Source organism: Arthrobacter sp. B2I5, assembly GCF_030816735.1.
Taxonomy (GTDB): domain Bacteria; phylum Actinomycetota; class Actinomycetes; order Actinomycetales; family Micrococcaceae; genus Arthrobacter.
On sequence record NZ_JAUSYF010000001.1, the window covers coordinates 3,074,338 to 3,096,347 of the forward strand.

Below are 22,010 nucleotides of genomic sequence, written 5' to 3' on the forward strand. Positions count from 1 at the left end.
CGGGAAGCCTGGCAACCCCTAGTAACCCAATGCCACCGGGACTGTCTCCCGGCCGGCGGCGGCAGCCAGGAAGGCCAGGGAGGAAACGTCGTTGCGGCCCTCCTGCCCCACCAGAACCGCTCCATAGGCGGCGTCACCGGACGCGGACACTACATAGCCCACGACGTCGGCCCCGTCGGCCTGCTCCGGAACACTGATGGAGGCGGTTGTCCCCCCGGCGATGTCCGCAGCAGCGGCTGCCCGCACCTTTCCATCAGCCGTAATGGGTGCGTAGGTGATGGTGGCCCGGGCATCAAGGGCGCCGAACACCAACTGGCGAAGGCCGCCCTTGGGGACGGGAACCACGTGCTGGCTTCCCAGCCGGACAGCGGATGGCGCCCACGCGACATCCGAGGGCTGCCCCGCTTGAAGCCCGCGGCTCATCCGTGCCGCCGCGACGAAGGACACGTCGGACGAGGCCGCCACGGTGTATTGGCCGGCAGGAACCCCCGCCAGGGATACTTCCGTGGTCGACCCCGCTTTCGCGGTGATGACGCCGCCGGAGGGAAGTGCGTGCTGCCCGTCCCGCCCGTACAGCTTGATCTCCACCACAGCATCGGAGGCACCGGGAACGGTCAGCTCAAGGGCGGGCCCCGCGTCCCCGTACCCCGGCTGCCCCGTCAGCGCGGCGACCCCGGAAGGGTCCTGGATGTCCACGCCCGTCATCACCTGGCGGACTGCAGGCGCAGTCCCCGGGCTAATGAAATCCACGCCGCCGGGAGTGAGGCCGCGCAGGACGCTTTGCTGGATGGACGCGGCAACCGGACCACCCGCGCTCCGCACGTGCACGGTGAGCTGGGACTCGCTGGGCGCCAGGCCGGCGAGGACGACGCTGCGGGTGGTGCCGGGCGCAACCAGCAGGCCGCGGCTGCCCGGAGCCTGGATCTGCCCGCCTGCCCCGAAAAGCTCCAGGCTCACGGTGGCAGGTGTGCTGGAGGCGTTGGTCAGGGCGAGCACGGAGGTGCGGCCAACAGTGGTGGCGGCACCTGCCAGCCATTGATCGTTCGAGGGTTGCCCGCACGTCGCAGCGGCACTGCCCTGCAGATCACCGTCGCTGGCGGTGTACTTCATGGCCCCTGCAGCCGAGGCATTCTGGTTTGCCAGGGCATCTGCCCTGAGGACATTGACCTGGTCCACCGCCCGGTCGGCAACTACTCCGGCAAGGAGTTCCTGGGGGGCGCCGGCAGTGGGCGCCGGACCCGGGTCCTTGGCGATTTCGACGGCGGCTGTTCCGTCGAGGCGTGCCAGCCGGCTCCCAGGAAGCACACCGCCCGCGCTGAGCACCGCGGCGCTGACCCTGGTTGCCGCGGTGGCGGACTCGGGCCGGAACTGGGCGTCCGTGCCCGCGTCGGTGCCTTCCAGCAGGCGGGCAGGACCTGGGCAGACGCCGACGCTGGCACCTGCGGGGACCGCGGCTTCCGCGGCCGGCACAATGCGGCTGCTTTCAGGATGCGGCACCAGTGACCCGGCGGCCACCACGGCCCCTCCCCCGGCGAGGATAAGGAGTCCTGCCGCTACCCCGGCTACGGATGCTGCGCGGCCCTTGCCGCCGGGCAGCCTGGTGGCGCCGCGCCCTGGTGCCTTCCTGCCTGTACCGGCCGCAGTTCCTTCCGGGGCCGGTTTTGCGGCTGCAGCCGTCTTGTCTCCTGCAAGCGGCGGTTTGCTTGCAGCCGGCGTTTCGGCGTCAGCCGGTGGCGTCGCTGCTGCCGGCGCGGTGTGGTCATGCATTTTGGTGTTCCTTACGCAGGGAGCCCTCGTCACGGGAGAGGCCGGTCCGCGGCCGCCGGGCCGGCATGGGAATGGCAAGGATCACCGTCAGTCCTATCACCGTGATCTGCGCGGCGGCCGTCCAGAACGACCAGGGGTTTTCATAACGGACGGTCAGCTGGCCGCCGGCTGCCGGAAGGGTGAACGCCTGGGACCAGCCGGAGGTGGTGGAGGTCAGCTTCCGCCCGTCCAGCCACGCAGTCCACCCGGGATCAGCACGCTCGGCGAGTACCACCAACCGGCCCTCCGCGCCTGCGGGGACAGCAGCGTTAACCTCTTCGGTCCCGGAGGCCACCAGGGCGGTGGCCGCACCGCGGGGATCGACAATGCGGACACGGTGGGCAACGTCGGCAGCCTGCAGAACGGGCTGGTTGAGCGGGCTGATCCGCCACAGCCAGCCAACATCGGTCTGTCCCACGGCCACCAGGCCGGGAACGGCATCCATCCGGCTGGCGGTCAGCTGGGCTGCGGTGTCCGCGGAGCGGAGCACCACGAAGCCGACACCGAGTTGTTCGAGGTCGGAACGCGGATCCACGCCCTGCCCGGCCACAAGGGTAGCCACAACGCGGCGGACCGCAGTGGTGACGTCGTCGTCCTCACGCACCTCTTCCGCGCCCGGAGCGCCAATGATGTTCCGTGCGGAGGCGATGGCCGAGAGGCTGTCCAGGGTGGTGCCGCTCCCGCGCATCAGGGAGGCGTTGAAGGTGCCGTCATCGCCGGTGCTGAGCAGGAGGGTGCGTGTCTGCTCAGGACCCTCGCCCCGGTCAATGGCCGTGGCAGGCAGGGACCGCCCGGGGGCGGCCTCAACCAGCCGCGGAGCGCCCAGTGCGCCCCCGCTGCCGGAAGCGGCTGGACCGGGAGCACTTCCCGCCGTTGAGATCGCAGGTGCGGCGGCGACGGCCGGACGCAGCAGGTTCTGTGTTGACCAGGCTGCCATTCCGGCCAGTGGTCCTGCCACCAGCACCACCAGGCCCAGGGCGATGCCGGCACGGGCCGCGGTCCTGGTCTTTGCAGGGCCACCGGAAGGCCGGTCTGCTACGGACAGCAGCTGCTCGGCTCCGAGGAGGGCTGCTGCGAGGAGGGCGAAGGACGCGGCGGACACAGCGGGCCCGGTGAATGGCGACACCATGACCCCTGCATTCAGGCCGGTTGCGACGTGGCTGGCCAGCCATCCGCCGGCCAATACGATAACGGCTGCAATCCAGAACCATCTGGCGGTCCCGGCCCGGCGCCCCGGGCCGAGGAGGCCCACCAGGGCAAGGACCAGCACCGGCCCGGCGATGAGGAGCGCCAGCAGCAGGGCCCAGGGCGCCGTTCCGCCGGTGAAGGCTGCCAGTCCGTGGAGGCCTGCGGCTGGGTCGAACGACAGGGGCTGGCCCAGGAGCTGCTGCCACAGCGGGGCGGCATCGAACTCCTGCGGGAGTCCGGGATCCGCCAGCAGTGCCCTGGGCCGGTCAAGGGTGGACAGCGCGAAGGGGACAAACAAGGCCGCAGTGGGCAGCAGGGCCCACCACACAGTCCGCCCGCGCCGCCCCAGCAGGAGGCCGCAGAGCACGATGACAACAGCCGCCGGGACGAGCAGGGAGGGAGCTGACGCCGTAGTGACTGCCAGGGCCAGGCCGGCAGCTGCGGCGGCCGTCCAGGAAGGCACGCCGTTGATGCCTGCCTTGGCCGGAGGCAGTTCAGCCGGCCGGCCCTCGAGTGCCGGGGCAGGGTTGAAGCGGCCATGACCTACCGCAGACCCCGTGGCCCGGAGCAGGCCCAGGACCACCAGCGGAAGCATGATGTGCGCGACCAGGGCACCGGCGCGGCCCTGGTTCAGGGCTATCTGGAGCGCCGGCGCGGCGGCCCAAAAGAGCGCCGCCACGAACCTGAGCCGGCGGCGTACGGTTACCCCGCCCGCTGCGAACCACGCAGTGAGTCCGGACAGCGGGGCCCCGAGCAGGAGCAGCCATGCCATGGCGGGGTTGGCATCACCACCGCCGAAGACACCGAGGATCCACAGCACATAGTCAAAGGGATCGCCGTGGCCGGGAAGGCCCGCGCCGAGGCTGACCCACCAGCTGGAGGCGTTATGCCAGATGTCCCCAAGGTGGGAGGAGACGGGAATCAGGGCGCCGCCAACTACGGCCCCTGCGCGGAACAGACCTGCCAGGGCCAGCAGCGAGGCGACGGCGGCGATGATGACGGCTGCAAGGGCGCCGTTACCCACCCAGCCGCGTTTAGTGGTGGCGAGGGCGGCAAAATCGTCCGCTGCATCGCCGGTGGGTTGGTGCGCGAGCGGATCCTGAACAAGATGGTCGCCGCCTGAGCCGTCGGATCCCAGCGCCTCCATCAACGACCTGCGGTGGCTCCACACCTCGCGGCGGGGTGTTTGGAGCTTGCGGATCACGGACCGGCGGATGCGCCGGGTCCGTTTGGCTGCCCGCCGGGCTCTCGCCACGGCCCCGGGACGGCCCAGGGCAGCGAAGGTGGCTACCAGCTGGGAGATACCGTGGCCCGGATCCTTGACCACAATGCTCAGGACCAGCTTGAAGAGGCTGCCCAACAGTGCACCGATGCCGTGGACGGGCACCATCCAGAGCGGGCTGTGCTTCAGGCGCAGGTGGACCTGTGCCTTCCGGGCCGCGGACGGGTTTCCAAGGGCATGCGGCCGGTGCGCCACATGGAAGACGCGGGCTGCAGGGACCACCACGACACGGTGGCCTGCCAGCCGGTTCCGCCAGCAAAAATCGACGTCGTCGCCGCTGCCGGGCAGCGCGGGGTCGAAGCCGCCCAGGTGTTCCCAGATGTCGCGCCGGACAAGCATGCCGGCGGAATTTACGGCGAAGGTATCGGTGCGGCCATCGTACTGGCCCTGGTCCATCTCATCGGCGTCGATCAGGGTAAGCCGTTCGGCCCACCGGCTGGTGGAAAGGCCCACATCCATCAGTTTCCGCGGCGAATGCCAGTCCAGCTGTTTACAGCCGGCGACGGTCACCGAAGGCGCCCGCTCCACGGCGCCCAGGAGTTCAGCCAATGCCTCCGGCGCCGGCGCCGCGTCATCGTGCAGCAGCCAGATCCACTCGGTCCCGGCACCGTCAGCGGTTGCCTGGAAGGGCGCCAGTGCGCCCAGCCCGGCGGAGACGGCGGCGCCCATGCCGCCCTTTCCACGGGGGTGGCTGACAACGGCACCCTCACCCAGGGCTCCCTGAAGGAGGCTGTACGAGTCGTCGCGCGATCCCGTGTCAACGCCAATGGCGCGGTCAACCGGTCTGGTTTGGGCCGCCAGGGCCGAAAGGGTTCTGGGCAGATAGGCACTGCCGTTGTGGGCGACCACAACGGCAGTGACATGGACATTCTGAAGAATTAGATTGCTCGCTTCCTTAGCCGCCGGCGCTCACGCTCGGAAAGGCCGCCCCAGATGCCGAACCGTTCGTCATTGGCCAGCGCGTACTCCAGGCACTGTGACCTGACATTGCAGGCACCACAGACCTTCTTGGCATCGCGGGTGGAACCGCCCTTTTCCGGGAAGAAGGCTTCCGGGTCCGTCTGGGCGCACAGCGCGTCCGTCTGCCAGCCAAGTTCGCCCTCGTCGTCGAAGTCCTGTTGGAGCGGCAGTCCGATCCAAACCGGCTGGGTGGTGCCGGGCGCAGCCAGTTCCATTGGCGGATCAAGCTCGTCTTCCGGCTCCGCACCGCCGTCAAGCAGGGCTTCGTGCGCGGCAAGGAAGGCCGTGGCCTGGTCCTCAAGGACACTGCTCGAATTCCTGTTGTACCGCTCTGCAGCATCAGGATCGGCGGGGTCCACATACCAATCGCTCGGCACCCCCCGCGCACGGTATTTTGCCGTTGCCTGACCGGCCACGACGGCATCTTCCTGGATACGCTCTGCTTGCCCCACGGCGACCCTCCTGATGTTTCAGCGACTGCCTGGATACGTGGGCACTCGGTTGTGTGCCGGTATTTGCGCAATTGCTTTAGTTACCTAATTACACGTGTGTAACTAGGGCGAGTCAAGCCGTTGCCGGGATAATAGACAGTCGAAGCCGGTAAGTTTGCGTACGCCACGCCCGGGATTTCCATTCGCCCGGGCGTGGCGGATCCGGCGGGGCGACCCCCAGCAGTAAAAACGCACCGAATTCTCTGGAACGGCGGGGAAAATACCCGGTCCGCGCATAAATAGCAAGTACGCTTAGCAACGGTAGTGATTAATGTCACTCCTGCCCGGGGCGGCCTGATGTGCACTCCGCACCCATGACCGGACACTCCTGGAAGTGGCAGGATGAACGCATGACGACTATCCCCGCCATCGACCTGATGGGCCGCCTCCGTTCCGGCAACTCCACCGCACCACGCCTGACCTGGTACGGGCCGGACTCAGAGCGGGTGGAACTATCGGGACGGGTCCTGGACAACTGGGTGGCCAAAACCAGCAACCTGTTGCAGGACGAACTGGACGCGGAGCCGGGCATGCGGCTGCGGCTTGCGCTTCCGGCCCACTGGAAAGCCCTGGTCTGGGCGCTGGCGGGCTGGCAGCTGGGACTGGAAACCGTGCTCGACGACGGGGCGGCAGACTTCCTGGCCACGGACGATCCCAGCGGCGCCGGTGATCAGCACGACGCCGTCATCGCAGTTGCGCTGCCCGCCCTCGCAATGCGCTGGACCGGGGAGCTTCCCGCCGGCTGCCTCGACTACGCCGCCGAGGTACGGTCCCACGGGGATGTGTTCATGCCGCACTCCGATCCGGATCCGTCAGCCTGCGCGATCCGGACGCACGATGGGCGCACCATCCTGCACAGCGACCTGGCAAGCGGTTTCGCCCTGCATCATTCAGAAGGTGCCAGGGTGCACGTTCCTGCCGACCATGGACTGGAATCCGCGTTGGCCAACGCCCTGGGAGCCTGGCAGCATGACGGCTCAGTGGTGCTGACCCACGCTGACGTGGCGCTTACTGACAAACTGCTCGCGGACGAACGCATCCACGGCAGCTAGCAGCGGCCCACCCTAGGGCTTGGGGCCGCCGTCGGCGGAAGTGGGAGCCGGACGCTCGGCGGCACGTGCGTGCTCCCTGTGCGGGTGGGCTTCGATGAGTTCGTGGTCGTGGGAAAACTCCGGCTCCTGGTCCAGTTCCTCGTTGAACACCAGGAAGCGGTACGCGAAGAAGCGGACCACCGTGGCAACCAGGATGCCCGCCACGCCCGCCAGGAACAGCATGTTCTTGTCGTCAATGCCCATCCCGTACTTGGCCAGGGCGGTGAAGCCAGTGGAGATACCGATGCCAATGCCGTTGATGAGGACGAACATGGCAAACTCGCGGAGCACGTTGGCCTGGCGGCGGTGGCGGAAAGTCCAGAAACGGTTGGCCACCCAGGAGAAGACAGTGGCTACGGTGGCCCCCACGAACCGGGCCTTCGCCTCGCTGTCAGACATGGGACCGTGCATCAGGTAGTAGGTCAACCCGTTGTCAATGACGAAGGCCACGCCGCCCACCGCACCGAATTTGGCCACCTCGCGCCAGAAAAGTGAGGCGAGCCCCCGGATACGATCTGCAAGTGTGCTAAACATGACCCTCCATGGCCGTGATGAACTGTGGGCCGCTCGGCCAAATGACTATTTTAGCCCCCAAAGCTTTGAGCCAGCGCTGTCCGGCGGCCGGCGGTTGTGCCACCGACGTAAAATCTCCTCCCCTGCCGGGCCGTAAAAGCGGGATAGGGCGCCTCTTCGGTAGGCTGGCAGATGTGACTTTTCCAGTGATAGGCGTGGTTGGCGGCGGCCAGCTCGCGCGAATGATGGCCCCTGCCGCTACAGCACTCGGCTTTGAACTCCGCGTCCTCGCCGAGGGTGACGACGTTTCCGCGGTGTCGGCCGTACCCGCAACGCCTGTGGGCGACTACAAGGACCTGCAGACGCTCCTGGACTTTTCCAAAGGCCTGGATGTGATGACGTTCGACCACGAGCACGTGCCGACTGACCATCTCCGTGCCCTGCAGGAGGCCGGCGTCAACGTCCAGCCCGGACCGGACGCCCTGGTCCATGCCCAGGACAAGCTGGTCATGCGGGCCGCCATCGACCGCCTGGAGCTGCCCAACCCCGCCTGGGCGTCCGTGGCGGACGTAGCCGCGTTGGTCCGTTTCGGCGACGAAACCGGCTGGCCCGTCGTACTGAAGACCCCGCGGGGCGGATATGACGGCAAGGGCGTGAGGATCGTGGCTTCGGCAGGGGAGGCCGCGGAAGCCGAAGACTGGTTGGCCGCCATGAGTCCCCTGCTCGCTGAGGCCAAAGTCGAGTTCACCCGCGAACTCTCGGCACTGGTGGCACGCACGCCCGACGGCGAGGCGCGGGCGTGGCCGGTGGTCCACACCATCCAGGTGGACGGTGTCTGTGACGAGGTGATTGCACCCGCGATGGACATTCCGCTGGAGGTTGCAGCCGCGGCCGAGGACGCCGCCCTGCGCATCGCCGCGGAGCTGGACGTGACCGGCGTCCTTGCCGTGGAACTCTTCGAAACCCCGGGCAGCGGCGCCGGGTTCCTGATCAACGAACTGGCCATGCGGCCCCACAACACCGGCCACTGGACCCAGGACGGTTCAATTACCAGCCAGTTCGAACAACACCTTCGTGCCGTCCTGAACCTGCCCCTGGGTGCCACCGATGCCCTGGCACCCGTAACCGTGATGAAGAACTTCCTGGGCGGAGACAACCAGGACCTCTACTCCGCCTACCCGCTGGCACTTGCCGCCGAACCGGCCGCCAAAGTCCACTGCTACGGCAAATCCGTTCGCCCCGGACGTAAGATCGGCCACGTCAACCTGGTGGGAACCTCCACGGCGGAAGTCGAGTCTGTGCGCCGCCGGGCAACGGCCGTGGCAGGCATCATCCGTGACGGACGGGTTGGCAGCGAAGAACCTTCCGCAATATTCGAGGAGAATGCATGAGCGCCGAAGCAACCACAGCCGCCGGTTCCGGTGCCAGTCCCCTGGTTGGCCTGGTCATGGGCTCCGACTCGGACTGGCCCGTCATGGAGGCTGCGGCAGACGCCCTGGCTGAGTTCGGCATCCCCTTTGAAGCCGACGTCGTCTCAGCCCACCGGATGCCCACGGAGATGATCCGCTACGGCCAGACCGCCCACGAACGCGGCCTGCGGGTGATCATCGCCGGCGCCGGCGGTGCGGCCCACCTGCCCGGCATGCTCGCCAGCGTCACGCCGCTGCCGGTCATCGGGGTTCCCGTTCCCCTGAAGACCCTTGACGGGATGGACTCCCTGCTGTCCATCGTCCAGATGCCGGCCGGCGTACCGGTAGCCACTGTATCCATCGCAGGAGCGCGGAACGCCGGGCTCCTGGCCGTACGGATGCTGGCCTCCGGCACCGACGAGCTGGCGTCGTCGCTGCGCGCGGACCTCCTGGACTTCGCCGCCGACCTCAACGCGGTGGCTTCCCGGAAAGGCGCAAGCCTGCGGCAAAAAGTCAGCGAAGTCTTCCCCGGCGGTTCCAGCGCCCTTCGGGGCAGCCGTTAGGGCGGCGGGCATGGCCAGCAGCAGCAGCGTAATCAACACCGGCTCCGGCGCCGCCATGACAGATCCGGTGCGCTATCCGGTCAGTGCGTCCTCCGAGGTCCGCACCAAGCGTGCGTTCGTACTGGTCCTGCTGACGCTCCTGGTACCGGGCAGTGCGCAGCTCGTCGCGGGTGACCGGAAGCTGGGGCGCACTGCCCTGCGCGTAACCCTGTGCGTATGGGCGCTCCTGTTGCTGACAGTGGCCCTGCTGCTGCTCGACCGGAGCCTGGTCATCAACATCGTCACCAACCCCGTTACGTCGCTGGTGCTCGTGGTCCTGCTGGCGGCGCTGGCACTCGGCTGGGCCTTCCTCTTCCTTAATACCCTCCGGCTCATCCGTCCTGTCCTGCTGGCACCGAAGGCGCGCCCCGCCGTCGGCATCGCCCTGGTGCTCGCGTTGGTCGTGGGCAGCGGCTCCGTGGGCTACGCAGCCTACCTGCTGAACGTGGGCCGGAACGCCATCGGCAACATCTTCTCCTCCGGCCCGGCCATAAAGCCGGTGGAAGGACGCTACAACTTCCTCATGATGGGCGGCGACGCCGGCGATGACCGTACCGGACGCCGCCCGGACAGCCTCTCCATCCTCAGCGTCGACGCTGAGACCGGCCAGACTGCGATCATTTCCGTTCCCAGGAACTTCCAGAACGCGCAGTTCAGCGAAGGTTCACCCATGCGTGCCATCTACCCTGACGGTTACAACTGCGGCGATGAATGCCTGATCAATGCCATCAACACTGAGGTCACCAACGAGCACACAGACCTCTACCCCGGCGTGGCAGACCCCGGTGCCCAGGCGACCATGGAGGCGGTGTCGGGCACGCTGGGCATGCAGATCCAGGCCTATGTCCTGGTTGACATGGAGGGCTTCTCAACGCTCATCGATGCCATGGGCGGCATCCGGATCAAGGCCGGCGGCTGGGTTCCCATGAGCGGCTATTTCGACGAGGCCACCAAGACCCACGGCATGCCCCTGGGCTGGATCCCCGCCGGAGACCAGACGCTCAACGGCGCCCAGGCGCTCTGGTACGGGCGGTCCCGCGAGTATGTGGACGACTATTCCCGCATCCAGCGCCAGCAGTGCGTGCAGCAGGCGATGCTGAAGCAGCTGGATCCAGCCACCTTGCTGTCCAAGTTCGAGGACATCGCCGGTGCCGGAACCAAAGTGGTGGAGTCCAACATCTCCTCCGCCCAGCTGGGCAGTTTCCTGGACCTCGCCATCAAAGCGAGGGGCAAGGACGTCAAGCGGCTCACCATCGGACCGCCGGACTTCGATCCGTCGTTCTCCACCAACCCTGACTTTGACCAGATCCACGAGCGGGTGGACCAGCTGCTGGCATCGGCATCCGCCAAGGGAGCGCAGTCGGCCGGAATTCCCGACGACGGGATGGCAGTTCCGCAGGCAGGTGCCGGGCACATCCAAGCGGCCGGGCCTGTCCCCGCCACCCTGCCAACCGCCGGCAACGCTGTCCAGCAGCCCTCGCCGTCGGACTTCACGCCCGTGACCATCACTCCTGACGGCGAGCCGATCACCGAGGAGATGCTGACCCAGCTCAAGCTCGAGGGAGACGAAGAAGCCATCCGCCAGCTCGTGGCCACCAACGGACAGTGCGCCCCGCTGTAGCGCCCATCCCATGGGGCCCGCTTCCAGGGCCCATCCATCAGTGCCCGCCATTCGGTACCCGCCCATAGGGGTGCCCATGCATAAGGAACGGAACACGGTTTGTACGAGATTGAGAACGTCCTCCGGGACTACGCCTGGGGTTCGACGACGGCCATCGCCTCGTTGCTGGGCCGTCCCGAATCGGGGCGCCCGGAGGCGGAACTATGGATTGGGGCGCACCCGGATTCTCCGTCGGTGGCGCACGTGCCCGGTGACGGGTCCCGGAGCCCGCTGGATGCCCTGATCTCCTCCGACCCGGAGCATTTCCTCGGCGCGGAGTCCGTCGGCGCGTTTGGCCCCCGGCTGCCGTTCCTGGCCAAGATCCTTGCAGCCGCGCAGCCGCTCTCCCTCCAGGTCCATCCGAGCCTGGAGCAGGCGCGGGCGGGATTCGCACGGGAAAACGAAGCGGGAATTGATCCCCACGCCCCGAACCGAAACTACAAGGATGACAACCACAAGCCGGAGATGATCTTCGCGCTCACGCCGTTCGAGGCACTGTGCGGGTTCCGCCCGGCAGCGGAAACCCGGAAGATCCTGCAGCACATTGCGGCTGCCTTCCCTGGCGCCGGACAGACGCCGCAGCTGCTCCAAGCGCTTCTCGAAGACCTCGATGCCCCGGATGAGGGCGCGGGGCTCCGGCGGGCCTTCGAACGCCTGATCATGGGCGGGCAGGGCGTGGCAGAGGAAACTGCCCCGGTGGTGGCGGCCCTGGTGTCCAAAACTCCGCTTGAGCCGTATCAGGCCGAGCTGGGCACCGTCATCAGCCTCAACGAAAAGTACCCCGGCGATCCGGGTGTCCTGATCTCGCTGCTGCTGAACAGGATCTCCCTGAAGCCGGGCGAGGCGGTCTATCTTCCGGCCGGGAACGTGCATGCCTACCTGCACGGGCTGGGCGTGGAGGTCATGGCCTCCTCAGACAACGTCCTCCGCGGCGGCCTGACGCCCAAGCACGTGGATGTGCCCGAACTCCTGCGCACCATCGACTTCCATCCCGTGGCTGTACCGATGCTGGCTGCCGAAAAGACGGTGATGGACCAGGAAATCTTCCGTCCGCCGTTCCGGGAGTTCCAGCTGCAGCGCATCGAGCTGGGGCCGGACTCCGGCCCCGTTCCGCTGGCGCAGGCCGGACCGGCCGTGGTCATCGTGGTGGCGGGCGACGTGTACCTCGACTCCCCCAAGGGAGACCTGGAGCTGTCGCGGGGCGGCAGCGCATTCGTCGCCGCCGCGGAAGCACCGATCAACGTCCACCGCGCGGCAGGCAGTGAGGGGACGGCCCTGGCCTTTGCCGTGACCACCGGCCTTTAGCCGCCCGGCAGCAACACCAAAGGGCGACGGCGGCACCCACCAGGGTGCCGCCGTCGCCCTTTGCTTTGGCGCAGTCAGCTGCCGGGGCGCAGCTTCCGGATCAGCGGCCCGACCCGGCCGGCCGCGGTCTTCAGCAGCTGCCGGCCCTGCTGGAGGCCCTTCCGGGCCAGCGGCATGGCGGTGGAGTAGGCGGGGTAGAACGGTGACAGGGGCTTGTCCCAGGTGCCCAGCAGCATGTTTTCGTGTTTGGCGAACTGCTTTTTGAAGTCGGAAATGCCGTCGTTGAGCAGGCCGTTGAAGTCATACCGGCTGCAGCCGTCCTCGCGCATTGACTGCAGGGCTGCCCACTTCACGCCGTAGTTCACGCGCTGCTTCTGGCCTTCGGCGGACACTCCGCCGTAGAGTTCGAACGCGGTGGCGCCGCTGCGGGACAGCCAGGTGAAGGCGAGCATCTGCTCGCCGTCGAACGCGGCGATGATCGGCGAGGCCTCGCCGAGGTTCTTGAAGATGTCGCGGTAGTACTGGTCCTCGTGGATGCCGAAACCGGCCCGCGCCGCGGTGTCGTGGTAGATGGCCAGCACCTGTTCGAGCTCGGAGTCGTTCTTGACCTTGCGGAATTCCACGTCGCTGCGCATAGCCTTGCGGATGTTCGCCCGCGTGGACTTGGACATCTCCGCCATCAGCTCGTCATCGGACCGGGTGAGGTCCAGGATGAGTGTGCGCGGGATAAGGACGGTGTTGGCCGACTCGCGGAAGCCTGCGGCCGCGACGGCACCGGCGAAGGCGGAGTCCTTGTCCCAGTCGGGTTCGATGCTGAGGGCCACTCCCCTGTGGCGGAGGGCGGCGTGCTCGGCCAGCCGGTTGAGGACCACCTGCGCGTTCTCCGCGGAGCACATGGGCCCGCGCGGAATGTAGACCAGCGCCCGGAAGGGAACGGGCAGCCGGCGGACCAGCAGCTGGGCGGCGCCGATGGTTTCTTCCCCGGCCTTGACCAGGACCCTGTCCACGGACCAGCCGTGCATGGCCTTGGTCTCGCCCCAGCCCCACAGCTGTTGCGGATGCCCCTGGAACTGGTCGACATTTTCGTCCCAAAGGGCGCGGTCAGTACAGGGCACAACAGCAGGAATCATGGCTTAAACCCTATACCAAGGCGTTAACGGCAAAGCCCCGGTGCGCACGCGGCGCCCCGGGGCCTGACATCCTGCAATGGCTGTGGATCAGCTCTTGCGGGCGTAACCTTCCCACTTGTCGGCGCGGTGCTCGCCGTCGACGAAACGGATGGTGCCGGACTTGGAGCGCATGACGATCGACTGGGTGAGGACCTTGTCCTTGGAGTACCGGACGCCCTTGAGCAGGTCCCCGTCCGTAATGCCGGTGGCTGCGAAGTAGCAGTTGTCGCTGGAGACCAGGTCGTTGGTGGAAAGCACGCGGTCGAGGTCGTGGCCGGCGTCGATGGCCTTCTGCTTTTCCTCATCGCTGGTGGGCCAGAGGCGGCCCTGGATGACGCCGCCCAGGGACTTGATGGCGCAGGCGGCCACGATGCCCTCGGGGGTGCCGCCGATGCCCATCAGCGCATCCACACCGGTGCCGGAGCGGGCAGCGGCGATGGCGCCGGCAACGTCGCCGTCCATGATGAACTTGGTGCGCGCACCGGCTTCGCGGATTTCCTCCACCAGCGGCTTGTGGCGGTCGCGGTCAAGGATCATCACGTTGAGCTGGTTGACCTTCACGCCCTTGGCCTTGGCGATCAGGTGCAGGTTCTGCTTGACCGGCAGGCGCAGGTCCACCATGTCAGCGGCCTCGGGGCCGGTGACGAGCTTTTCCATGTAGAACACAGCGGAGGGATCGAACATGGAGCCGCGTTCGGCAACGGCCAGGACAGCCAGGGCGTTGTTGATGCCGAGGGCGGTCAGGCGGGTACCGTCGATGGGGTCAACGGCCACGTCGCATTCGGGGCCGGTGCCGTCGCCAACGCGCTCACCGTTGAACAGCATGGGGGCTTCGTCCTTTTCGCCCTCACCGATCACCACGACACCGTTGAAGTGGACGGTCTGCAGGAAGGAACGCATGGCGTCCACCGCTGCGCCGTCGGCGGTGTTCTTGTCGCCAAAGCCCACCCAGTGGCCGCCGGCGATGGCCGCGGCCTCGGTGACGCGGACAAGCTCAAGGGCGAGGTTGCGGTCCGGCTCGTCGTGGCCCACCGCAAGGGACGGTGAAATCGTGGAGTACTTCTGGGTCATGGACGCTGGTGACACGTGAACCTCTTCTTCGAGTGGCGATCATTGAACCCGCCCGCCGGTGCAGCAGGACGGTGATTCCTCTGCTATCGATCATAGTCGCGGCACCGCTCCGCGGGCGGCCCATGACGCAACCCCGCAATGTGCGCTGCGGCTTCCGCAGCGCTCCAGGCCGGGGCCGAATGGAAGTACGGCTCCGGGATGGGCGACTATAGAGGGGTGAATGACATGCAGGAAGCCACCAGTCCCAGCTCAGGCCAGGAACAGCCCGAGGCACATTCCGGCCCTGCCGGCAGCAGTGCGGACGCCGCGGTTAAGCCCGTCATTCCGGCGGCCGCCGCCAAGCGGGCCAACGCCTCGGTGATCGGCATGATCATTGCCCTGGTGCTCAGCATTGCGGCGTTCCTGCCCGTTGTCCTCATGAATCCCCAGCCCAAGGGCGATGGCTACCGGCCGGACATCGACGTCGCATCGGTGGCACGCAATGCGGCGGATGTGGCAGGATTCACACCCGTTGCCCCGGATACCGGCAACGCCTTCCGCGCGAACTATGCCCGGTGGGAAGCCGGCACCGGCAGCGGCGTGCCCACCTGGGAGGTCGGCTACCTGACCCCCAAAACATCCTTCATCGGTTTGGTGCAGACCAGGAACCCCAACCCCACCTGGCTCCTCCAGCAGACCAAGAACGCCCCCGTCACCGGTTCGCGGAGTGCCGGCGGCAAGGAATGGGAACTGCGCGACACCGGCAAGGGTGAGAAATCGATGGTGCTGAACTACCGGGGCAGCACCGTCATCCTGTCCGGCGCGGCGCAACTGGACGAATTCGCAACGCTTGCCGCCGCCGTCGTCACCTCCCTCGATAGCAGCCCCGCCGTCACAGTTTCACCCTCGGCGGCCCCCACACCGTAAGGTGGGGCCGTGACGACTAACCTGACCCCTGCACTGGCCTGGCGCCGCCTGCGCGAAGGCAACGAACGTTTCGTAAACGGCGAGTCCTCCCATCCGAACCAGAACGCTTCGCGGCGATCATCGCTCGTGGAGACGCAGAATCCCTTCGCGGTGATCTTCGGCTGTTCTGATTCCCGGCTCGCGGCGGAAATCATCTTCGACGTCGGCCTGGGCGACGTTTTCGTGGTCCGCACCGCCGGACAGGTCATCGACGACGCCGTCCTGGGTTCCCTCGAGTACAGCGTCGGCGTGCTGAACGTGCCGCTGATTGTCATTCTTGGGCACGACAGCTGCGGCGCCGTCACCGCCACCAGGGACGCCGTGGAGACCGGCGAGATGCCGGCGGGCTTCATTCGCGACCTTGTGGAGCGCATCACGCCCTCCGTGCTGACGTCCCTGCGGAATGAACAGCCGGAGGTCAACGACATGGTGGTGGAGCACGTCAAGCAGACGGCGCAGCGCCTTGCGGACAGCTCGCGTGTGATTTCCGACGCAATCGAAGGCGGCCGCACCGCCGTCGTTGGCCTTTCCTACCGGCTGGCAGAGGGCCGCGCCGACCTTGTTTCCGGAATCGGCGAGCTTTAGCGGGCGCCGGGAGCCACGTGCCGGCGGTCCAGCGGGCCGCCGGCAATGCTCCCTTAACGGTTTTCGATGGGGCACCGGATCGCCATAAGCTAGCCCCATGACTTCCACTGAAGAGTTCCGCATTGAACATGACACGATGGGCGAAGTCCGCGTCCCCGTGAACGCACTGTACCGCGCGCAGACGCAGCGGGCAGTGGAGAACTTCCCCATTTCCGGCAAGACCCTTGAGCGCACCCACATCGAGGCGCTGGCCCGGGTCAAGAAGGCTGCTGCCCAGGCCAACGCAGAACTGGGCGTGCTCGACGGCGAGCTGGCCAAGGCGATTGCAGACGCTGCCGACGAGGTGGCTGCCGGCAAGTACGACGGCGACTTCCCCATCGACGTCTTCCAGACCGGCTCCGGCACGTCCTCGAACATGAACACCAACGAGGTCATCGCCGAACTGGCCACCCGCGCACTGAAGGCCGCCGGCAGCGACAAGGTTGTCCACCCGAACGACCACGTCAACGCCTCTCAGTCCTCCAACGACGTGTTCCCCACGTCCGTTCACGTGGCCGCCACGTCCGCTCTGATCAACGACCTCATCCCCGCCCTTGACTACCTGGCCGGCTCGCTGGAGCGCAAGGCCGCGGAGTTCAAGGACGTGGTGAAGTCCGGCCGCACCCACCTCATGGACGCCACCCCGGTAACCCTGGGCCAGGAGTTCGGCGGCTACGCCGCGCAGGTCCGTTACGGCATCGAGCGCATCAACGCCTCCCTCCCCCGTGTTGCAGAGGTTCCGCTGGGCGGCACCGCCGTGGGCACCGGCATCAACACGCCGGCCGGCTTCCCGGAGCGTGTGATTGAGCTGCTCGCCACGGATACCGGCCTGCCGCTGACCGAGGCCCGTGACCACTTCGAGGCACAGGCCAACCGCGACGGCCTGATCGAGGCGTCCAGCCAGCTGCGCAACATCGCCATCTCGTTCATGAAGATCAACAACGACCTTCGCTGGATGGGTTCCGGCCCCAACACCGGCCTCGGCGAAATCGCCATCCCTGACCTTCAGCCTGGTTCCTCCATCATGCCCGGCAAGGTCAACCCGGTTATCTGCGAGGCGTCCATCATGGTGGCCGCCCAGGTCATCGGCAACGACACCGCCATCGCCTGGTCCGGCACCAACGGGGCCTTTGAGCTCAACGTGGGCATCCCGGTCATGGCCGCCAACCTGCTCGAGTCCATCCGGCTGCTGGCCAACACCAGCCGGGTCATGGCGGACAAGATGATCGACGGCATCACCGCGAACGTGGAGCGCGCCCGCTTCCTGGCCGAGGCTTCCCCGTCCATCGTCACGCCGCTAAACAAGTACATCGGCTACGAGAACGCCGCCAAGATTGCCAAGACCGCAGTCAAGGAAGGCCTGACCATCCGCCAGGCCACCGAGAAGCTCGGTTTCGTGGGCGACGGCGAGGGCCAGGTTTCCGTGGCCGACCTCGAGAAGGCGCTGGACGTCACCACCATGACGGCCCCGGCCCACAAGGCATAGTCCCTACCCCCTCCTGGACGCCCGACGGCGGCCGGCACCTTTTGAACGAAAGGTGACGGCCGCCGTCGTACTTTAAGCTTCGTCTCCCGGGAACAGCATGAACTTGCACTATGCGCCAACTAGTGCAAAACTTTACTCCATGCGTGATAGTGCAACTTCCGAATCCGGGCTGCGGCAGCGAAAACGCGCCGCTACCCGCAGTGCCATCACGGCAACGGCAAGGGCACTGACGGCCGAACGCGGCCTCAACGGCTACACCGTGGAGGAAGTGTGCGAGGCCGCCGGCATTTCGCGCCGCACCTTCTTCAACTACTTCCCCACTAAGGAAGACGCCATCATCGGCCACGCCGAGGACGACATCCCTGCCGACGTGATCGACGACTTCGTCGCCGCCGGCGCGGACTCCCCCGAGGGCGAAATCTCCCCCACGCTCTTCCGTGACCTGGTCCGGCTCTCGCTTCGCCTGGCAGAGGGCATGTCGGCCTCCGAAGAGGAGACCAGGCAGCTCATTGGCGTAGTCCACAAGGAACCCCAGCTCATCCTGCGGATCATCGGCGTGACGGAGCAGCGCGAAGCCCAGTTCGCCAGGGACGTCGCCCGCCGTGAAGGAGTGGCCCCGGACCACCCCGTGGTGCAAATGGCCGTGGTGCTGCTCAGCACCATCGCCCGTAAGAGCAGCATGGCCTACTTCTCCGACGGCAATACCCGCAGCTACCCGGACCTGCTGCTGGAGAACATCTCCGCAGCCAGCGTTCTTTTTTCCCAACCGTTCGATATTCCGGACACCACCGCCGCAAAAGGACAATCATGAGTACCGCCACCACCAGGACGGACGCGGGGCCCCTGCTGCTCACGCAAAAACGCATCTGGATCATCTTCTCCGCCTTGATTGCGGGCATGCTCCTCTCCAGCCTGGACCAGACCATCGTCTCCACTGCCATGCCCACCATCGTGGGCAAGCTGGGCGGCGTGGAGCACCAGGCGTGGATCACCACCGCGTACCTGCTGGCCACCACCATCGTGATGCCCATCTACGGCAAGTTCGGTGACATCCTGGGCCGGCGCAACCTCTTCCTGGTGGCCATCGCACTCTTCACCCTGGCGTCCGTTGGCTGCGCACTGGCCACCGATTTCTGGGGCTTCGTCATCTTCCGCGCCATCCAGGGCCTGGGCGGCGGTGGCCTCATGATCCTTTCCCAGGCGATCATCGCCGACATCGTTCCCGCCAAGGAGCGTGGCAAATACATGGGCCCGCTCGGCGCCATCTTCGGACTCTCCGCCGTGGCCGGACCATTGCTCGGCGGCTTCTTCGTGGACCACCTCACCTGGGAGTGGGCCTTCTACATCAACATCCCGGTGGGCCTTGCAGCGTTCGCCATCGCCTGGTTCGCCCTGACGCTGCCCAACAAGAAGGCCGAAAAGCGGATCGACATCCTGGGCGTGGTGCTGCTGTCAGCCGCCACCACCTGCCTGATCTTCTTCACCGACTTTGGCGGCAAGAAGGACGAGGGCTGGGATTCACCCCTTACCTGGGCCTTCGGCGCCGGGCTGCTGGTTTCTGCGGCCGCTTTCGTGCTGGTGGAGCGCCGCGCCGAGGACCCCATCATCCCGCTGAGCCTGTTCCGGAACCGGATCTTCATCAATGCCACCGCCATCGGCTTCACCCTGGGCCTGGGCATGTTCTCCGCCATCGCGTTCGTCCCCACCTTCCTGCAGATGTCCTCCGGCACGTCGGCAGCCGAATCCGGCCTGCTGATGCTCCCGATGATGGCAGGCCTCATGGGCACGTCCATCTACTCCGGCATCCGGATCTCCAAGACCGGCAAGTACAAGATGTTTCCCATCCTGGGCGCCGTACTCACCCTGGCAGCCATGCTGTGGATGACCACCCTCGCCGCGAGCACCCCCATCTGGGTCATCTGCCTCCAGCTGTTCGTCTTCGGTGCGGGCCTTGGCCTGATCATGCAGGTGGTGGTCCTGGTGGTCCAGAACTCGGTGCCGGCTGACCAGATCGGGACGGCCACGAGCACCAACAACTACTTCCGCGAAGTGGGCGCCGCCATGGGCGTGGCAGTGTTCGGCTCCATCTTCACCACCCGCCTTTCCGAGGCGCTGACCAGTGCCTTCACGGGGGCAGGAGCATCCGCTGAGCAGGCCGGACAGTCCACCCGGACCCTGGATCCGCAGGCGCTGAGCCAGCTCCCGGAACAGCTGCGGGACGCCATCGTGAACGCCTACGCCGACTCGCTGGCACCGGTGTTCTGGTACCTGCTGCCTTTCATCGCCGTGGCCTTGCTCCTGGCCCTCACGCTGAAGCAGATCCCGCTCTCGGACACCGCCGGCATGGTGGCACGCGGCGAGGCAGTGGGCGGCGAGGAAGCCGAACGGCTCGCCGCCGGCTTGTCCGGCGCAGCTGCCAAGGTGAAGGACGACGACGGCGAACTGGTGTCCCCGGGCCGCTGACCGCCGTCGGGCGCCTGGCTTTTTAGGGCTCGAAGTGGACGCCGGCGGAGGGTGCCAGCGCCTGGCGGATGCTGGTGAGGTGGCCGGGCATGAGGTCGGGAAGTTCGTCCGGACGGAACCAGCCAACAGCAAGGGATTCGTCGTCGTTCACCCTGGCTTCACCGGAGACGTAACGGCACAGGAACACCACGTCCAGGAATTCGCAAACGTCGCCGTTGGGGTAGGTGACTGGCCCCACCGCCCCCACCGAGACCACGCGTTCCGCTTCGGCCACCACTGCTGTTTCCTCGAAGATCTCCCGAATCAGACCACGGGCAGGCTGTTCCCCCGGGTCCAGCATTCCGCTGATGAGCGCCCATTGCCGGTTGTCTGACCGCTGGGCCAGCAGGATCCTGCCGGCGTCGTCGACCACAACCCCCCGGACGCCGGGGACCCAGATGGGATCGTTGCCGATCTTTTCGCGCAGCTTCAGGACGTATTCAGGTGCAGGCATACCGCCAGCCTACCGAAAAGCCGCCCGGCAACCCCGACGGCTCAGGCGGGCAGCAGCATGGCCGCTGCGGCCCCGGCGAGCATGAACGGGCCGAACGGTATGGCTGATTTCAGGGTGCCCCGCCGGGCCGCCAGGAGGGCCATGGACCACAGCCCGCCCAGCAGGAACGCCAGGAAGGTACCGGCGAAGAGGTGTCCCCAGCTGAGGTAGCCCAGGTACATCCCGAGCACTCCGGCAAGCTTGACGTCGCCAAAGCCCATCCCGGGCGGGTAGATGAACCGCAGGACAAAATAGAACAGCCACAGGATTGCGGCACCGGCCACCACGCGGAGGGCGGGGATGGCCAGGAGGCCGCCGGCATCACCGGCGGCCGGGACGGGACTGGCCCAGGCAACCGCGGCAGCCGCCAGGAGGAGCACCCCGGCCACTGCGTAGGACGGGAAGACAATCCTGTTGGGCAGGAGGTGGTGCCGGACGTCGATGATGGTGAGCCGGACCGCCATCACTGCAAAGTAGAGGCAGGCAGCCAGTACCAGCCAGAACGCAAGCGGGGTGTGCTGCCAGAGTTCACCAAGTCGTCCGATCACTCCTCGGATGCTACTGGATCCACCATTCCGGCCGTAGCACCCATGCGTAAAATGTGGATATGTCGACCTGGGACTCCCGGCGCCGGCCGGTTCCGGGCCCTCCTGGCGTCCCCACGGACCTGGCCGCGATGTTCCGGAACCTTTGCCGGTCTTCCCCATGGAAGTGGCAGACTTTGCGCTTTGAGTACTGGGACCAGGCCTTTGCGTCAGCTCCCTTCCCCGGCGCGCCGTTCGTCCGTGCCTGGCTCCGCCGTCCAGGGGCGCTCCGGCTTGAAAGCCCGGACGGCCACGTACTGCACAGCACCACAGGAATCAACGACTCCCGCGACGGCATCTACGTCAGTGCCACCCGCAAGTCCTGGCTCCTGCCTCCGCACCTGGTCACGCCTGTCTACGATGACGCCGGACTGGTACGCCGCCGGCCCGAAGCCGCGTACGGCGAGCCCGGGTTCGGGAACGCACGGTTTTCGGCCGCACTGGACCCGGTGGAGCTGGCAGGCAACGCCCCCGTGCCCATCGAGTTCCCAGGCACCAATGCCCTGGACATCCTGGATGTCCGTTTCGCCGATCACGAGTGCCGGCCCGTCCTGGAGGCGGTTGCAGCCCCCAATGCCGCATACCGGCCCGGTGATCCCGCCGCTCCCCTCTGCCTTCCCGGGCGTTCCCTCCTCCGCGTGGACACGGGCACCGGCGTCTGCATGTCCAGTCAGTCGCTGGAGCAGGAAACAGAGGAGTACGGCCACTGGATCCGGATCCTCGGCGTGGACGAGTACATGCTCGACGACCTGTTCCTGGCCGAGTCCATGAATCTCACCGACGTCCGCCGCCACATCAGCTGGGACATCCCCGCCAAAGCGTGACAAAC

Annotated in this window: 19 protein-coding genes; 11 read left to right on the forward strand and 8 right to left on the reverse strand. The window is 66.9% G+C overall.

From position 1 onward, the window contains the following. Nucleotides 1–18: 18 nt before the first annotated feature. The 3 genes from QFZ60_RS14320 to QFZ60_RS14330 are packed head-to-tail and all read right to left on the reverse strand — an operon-like array spanning nt 19 to nt 5,688. Entirely contained in the window at nt 19–1,767 is a 1,749-nt protein-coding gene (locus QFZ60_RS14320; protein ID WP_307091258.1) for a DUF5719 family protein, read from the reverse strand. After that, on the reverse strand, nt 1,760–5,125 hold the full coding sequence (locus tag QFZ60_RS14325) for a glycosyltransferase (RefSeq protein WP_373427685.1): 3,366 nt from the start codon (nt 5,123–5,125) through the stop codon (nt 1,760–1,762). Before QFZ60_RS14325 ends, QFZ60_RS14320 begins: the two co-directional genes overlap by 8 nt. Nucleotides 5,126–5,154: 29 nt before the next feature. Further along, the gene (locus QFZ60_RS14330) at nt 5,155–5,688 is read right to left on the reverse strand and encodes a WhiB family transcriptional regulator (protein WP_307091260.1); all 534 of its coding nucleotides are present in this window, start codon (nt 5,686–5,688) and stop codon (nt 5,155–5,157) included. A gap of 389 nt (nt 5,689–6,077) precedes the next feature. Here QFZ60_RS14330 and QFZ60_RS14335 point away from each other — a divergent pair, with 389 nt between their 5' ends. After that, nucleotides 6,078–6,779, forward strand: a complete 702-nt coding sequence (locus QFZ60_RS14335; RefSeq protein WP_307091262.1) for a TIGR03089 family protein — start codon at nt 6,078–6,080, stop codon at nt 6,777–6,779. Between the two features lie 12 nt (nt 6,780–6,791). Here the strand turns inward: QFZ60_RS14335 and QFZ60_RS14340 are convergent, their stop codons facing one another. Further along, nucleotides 6,792–7,352 (reverse strand): GtrA family protein, encoded by a 561-nt coding sequence (locus QFZ60_RS14340; RefSeq protein ID WP_307091263.1) that lies wholly within the window; start codon nt 7,350–7,352, stop codon nt 6,792–6,794. A gap of 173 nt (nt 7,353–7,525) precedes the next feature. Between QFZ60_RS14340 and QFZ60_RS14345 the strand changes: the two genes are divergently transcribed. The 4 genes from QFZ60_RS14345 (at nt 7,526) to manA (ending at nt 12,307) form a co-directional block, all read left to right on the forward strand. Continuing rightward, nucleotides 7,526–8,722 carry a 5-(carboxyamino)imidazole ribonucleotide synthase gene (locus QFZ60_RS14345; RefSeq protein WP_307091264.1) on the forward strand — a complete coding sequence of 399 codons (1,197 nt, stop codon included), beginning with the start codon at nt 7,526–7,528 and terminating at the stop codon, nt 8,720–8,722. Continuing rightward, a complete protein-coding gene (gene purE / locus QFZ60_RS14350) occupies nt 8,719–9,303 on the forward strand; it encodes a 5-(carboxyamino)imidazole ribonucleotide mutase (RefSeq protein WP_142030651.1) in 585 nt (194 codons plus the stop codon). Before QFZ60_RS14345 ends, purE begins: the two co-directional genes overlap by 4 nt. A 10-nt stretch (nt 9,304–9,313) precedes the next feature. Beyond that, nucleotides 9,314–10,963: an LCP family protein gene (locus tag QFZ60_RS14355; protein WP_307091267.1), complete on the forward strand. Its 1,650-nt coding sequence runs from the start codon at nt 9,314–9,316 to the stop codon at nt 10,961–10,963. A 99-nt stretch (nt 10,964–11,062) separates the two neighbouring features. Beyond that, nucleotides 11,063–12,307, forward strand: a complete 1,245-nt coding sequence (manA, locus tag QFZ60_RS14360; protein ID WP_307091269.1) for a mannose-6-phosphate isomerase, class I — start codon at nt 11,063–11,065, stop codon at nt 12,305–12,307. A 74-nt stretch (nt 12,308–12,381) separates the two neighbouring features. On the opposite strand, the gene QFZ60_RS14365 is transcribed toward manA, so the two are convergent. After that, entirely contained in the window at nt 12,382–13,437 is a 1,056-nt protein-coding gene (locus tag QFZ60_RS14365) for a peptidoglycan bridge formation glycyltransferase FemA/FemB family protein (protein ID WP_307091271.1), read from the reverse strand. An 87-nt stretch (nt 13,438–13,524) separates the two neighbouring features. Next, nucleotides 13,525–14,547 (reverse strand): class II fructose-bisphosphatase, encoded by a 1,023-nt coding sequence (glpX, locus tag QFZ60_RS14370; protein ID WP_181422425.1) that lies wholly within the window; start codon nt 14,545–14,547, stop codon nt 13,525–13,527. A 225-nt stretch (nt 14,548–14,772) separates the two neighbouring features. Here glpX and QFZ60_RS14375 point away from each other — a divergent pair, with 225 nt between their 5' ends. The 5 genes from QFZ60_RS14375 to QFZ60_RS14395 all read left to right on the forward strand — a co-directional run bounded on the left by QFZ60_RS14375 (nt 14,773) and on the right by QFZ60_RS14395 (nt 20,065). Further along, complete coding sequence (locus QFZ60_RS14375) at nt 14,773–15,453, forward strand: DUF4245 domain-containing protein (protein WP_307093320.1); 681 nt, start codon at nt 14,773–14,775, stop codon at nt 15,451–15,453. 9 nt (nt 15,454–15,462) lie between these two features. Continuing rightward, nucleotides 15,463–16,077 carry a carbonic anhydrase gene (locus QFZ60_RS14380; protein WP_307091272.1) on the forward strand — a complete coding sequence of 205 codons (615 nt, stop codon included), beginning with the start codon at nt 15,463–15,465 and terminating at the stop codon, nt 16,075–16,077. 97 nt (nt 16,078–16,174) lie between these two features. Further along, nucleotides 16,175–17,602, forward strand: coding sequence for a class II fumarate hydratase (locus QFZ60_RS14385; protein WP_142120704.1), 1,428 nt, complete (start codon nt 16,175–16,177; stop codon nt 17,600–17,602). A gap of 139 nt (nt 17,603–17,741) precedes the next feature. Then, entirely contained in the window at nt 17,742–18,413 is a 672-nt protein-coding gene (locus tag QFZ60_RS14390) for a TetR/AcrR family transcriptional regulator (RefSeq protein WP_307091275.1), read from the forward strand. Next, nucleotides 18,410–20,065, forward strand: coding sequence for an MDR family MFS transporter (locus QFZ60_RS14395; RefSeq protein ID WP_307091277.1), 1,656 nt, complete (start codon nt 18,410–18,412; stop codon nt 20,063–20,065). The genes QFZ60_RS14390 and QFZ60_RS14395 overlap by 4 nt, the downstream gene beginning before the upstream one ends. A 22-nt stretch (nt 20,066–20,087) precedes the next feature. On the opposite strand, the gene QFZ60_RS14400 is transcribed toward QFZ60_RS14395, so the two are convergent. Beyond that, nucleotides 20,088–20,558 (reverse strand): NUDIX domain-containing protein, encoded by a 471-nt coding sequence (locus QFZ60_RS14400; RefSeq protein WP_307091278.1) that lies wholly within the window; start codon nt 20,556–20,558, stop codon nt 20,088–20,090. 41 nt (nt 20,559–20,599) lie between these two features. Continuing rightward, the gene (locus QFZ60_RS14405) at nt 20,600–21,145 is read right to left on the reverse strand and encodes an A24 family peptidase (protein WP_307091279.1); all 546 of its coding nucleotides are present in this window, start codon (nt 21,143–21,145) and stop codon (nt 20,600–20,602) included. Between the two features lie 59 nt (nt 21,146–21,204). On the opposite strand from QFZ60_RS14405, the gene QFZ60_RS14410 reads away from it, so the two are divergent. Beyond that, nucleotides 21,205–22,005 (forward strand): hypothetical protein, encoded by an 801-nt coding sequence (locus QFZ60_RS14410; protein ID WP_307091281.1) that lies wholly within the window; start codon nt 21,205–21,207, stop codon nt 22,003–22,005. Nucleotides 22,006–22,010 lie beyond the last annotated feature (5 nt).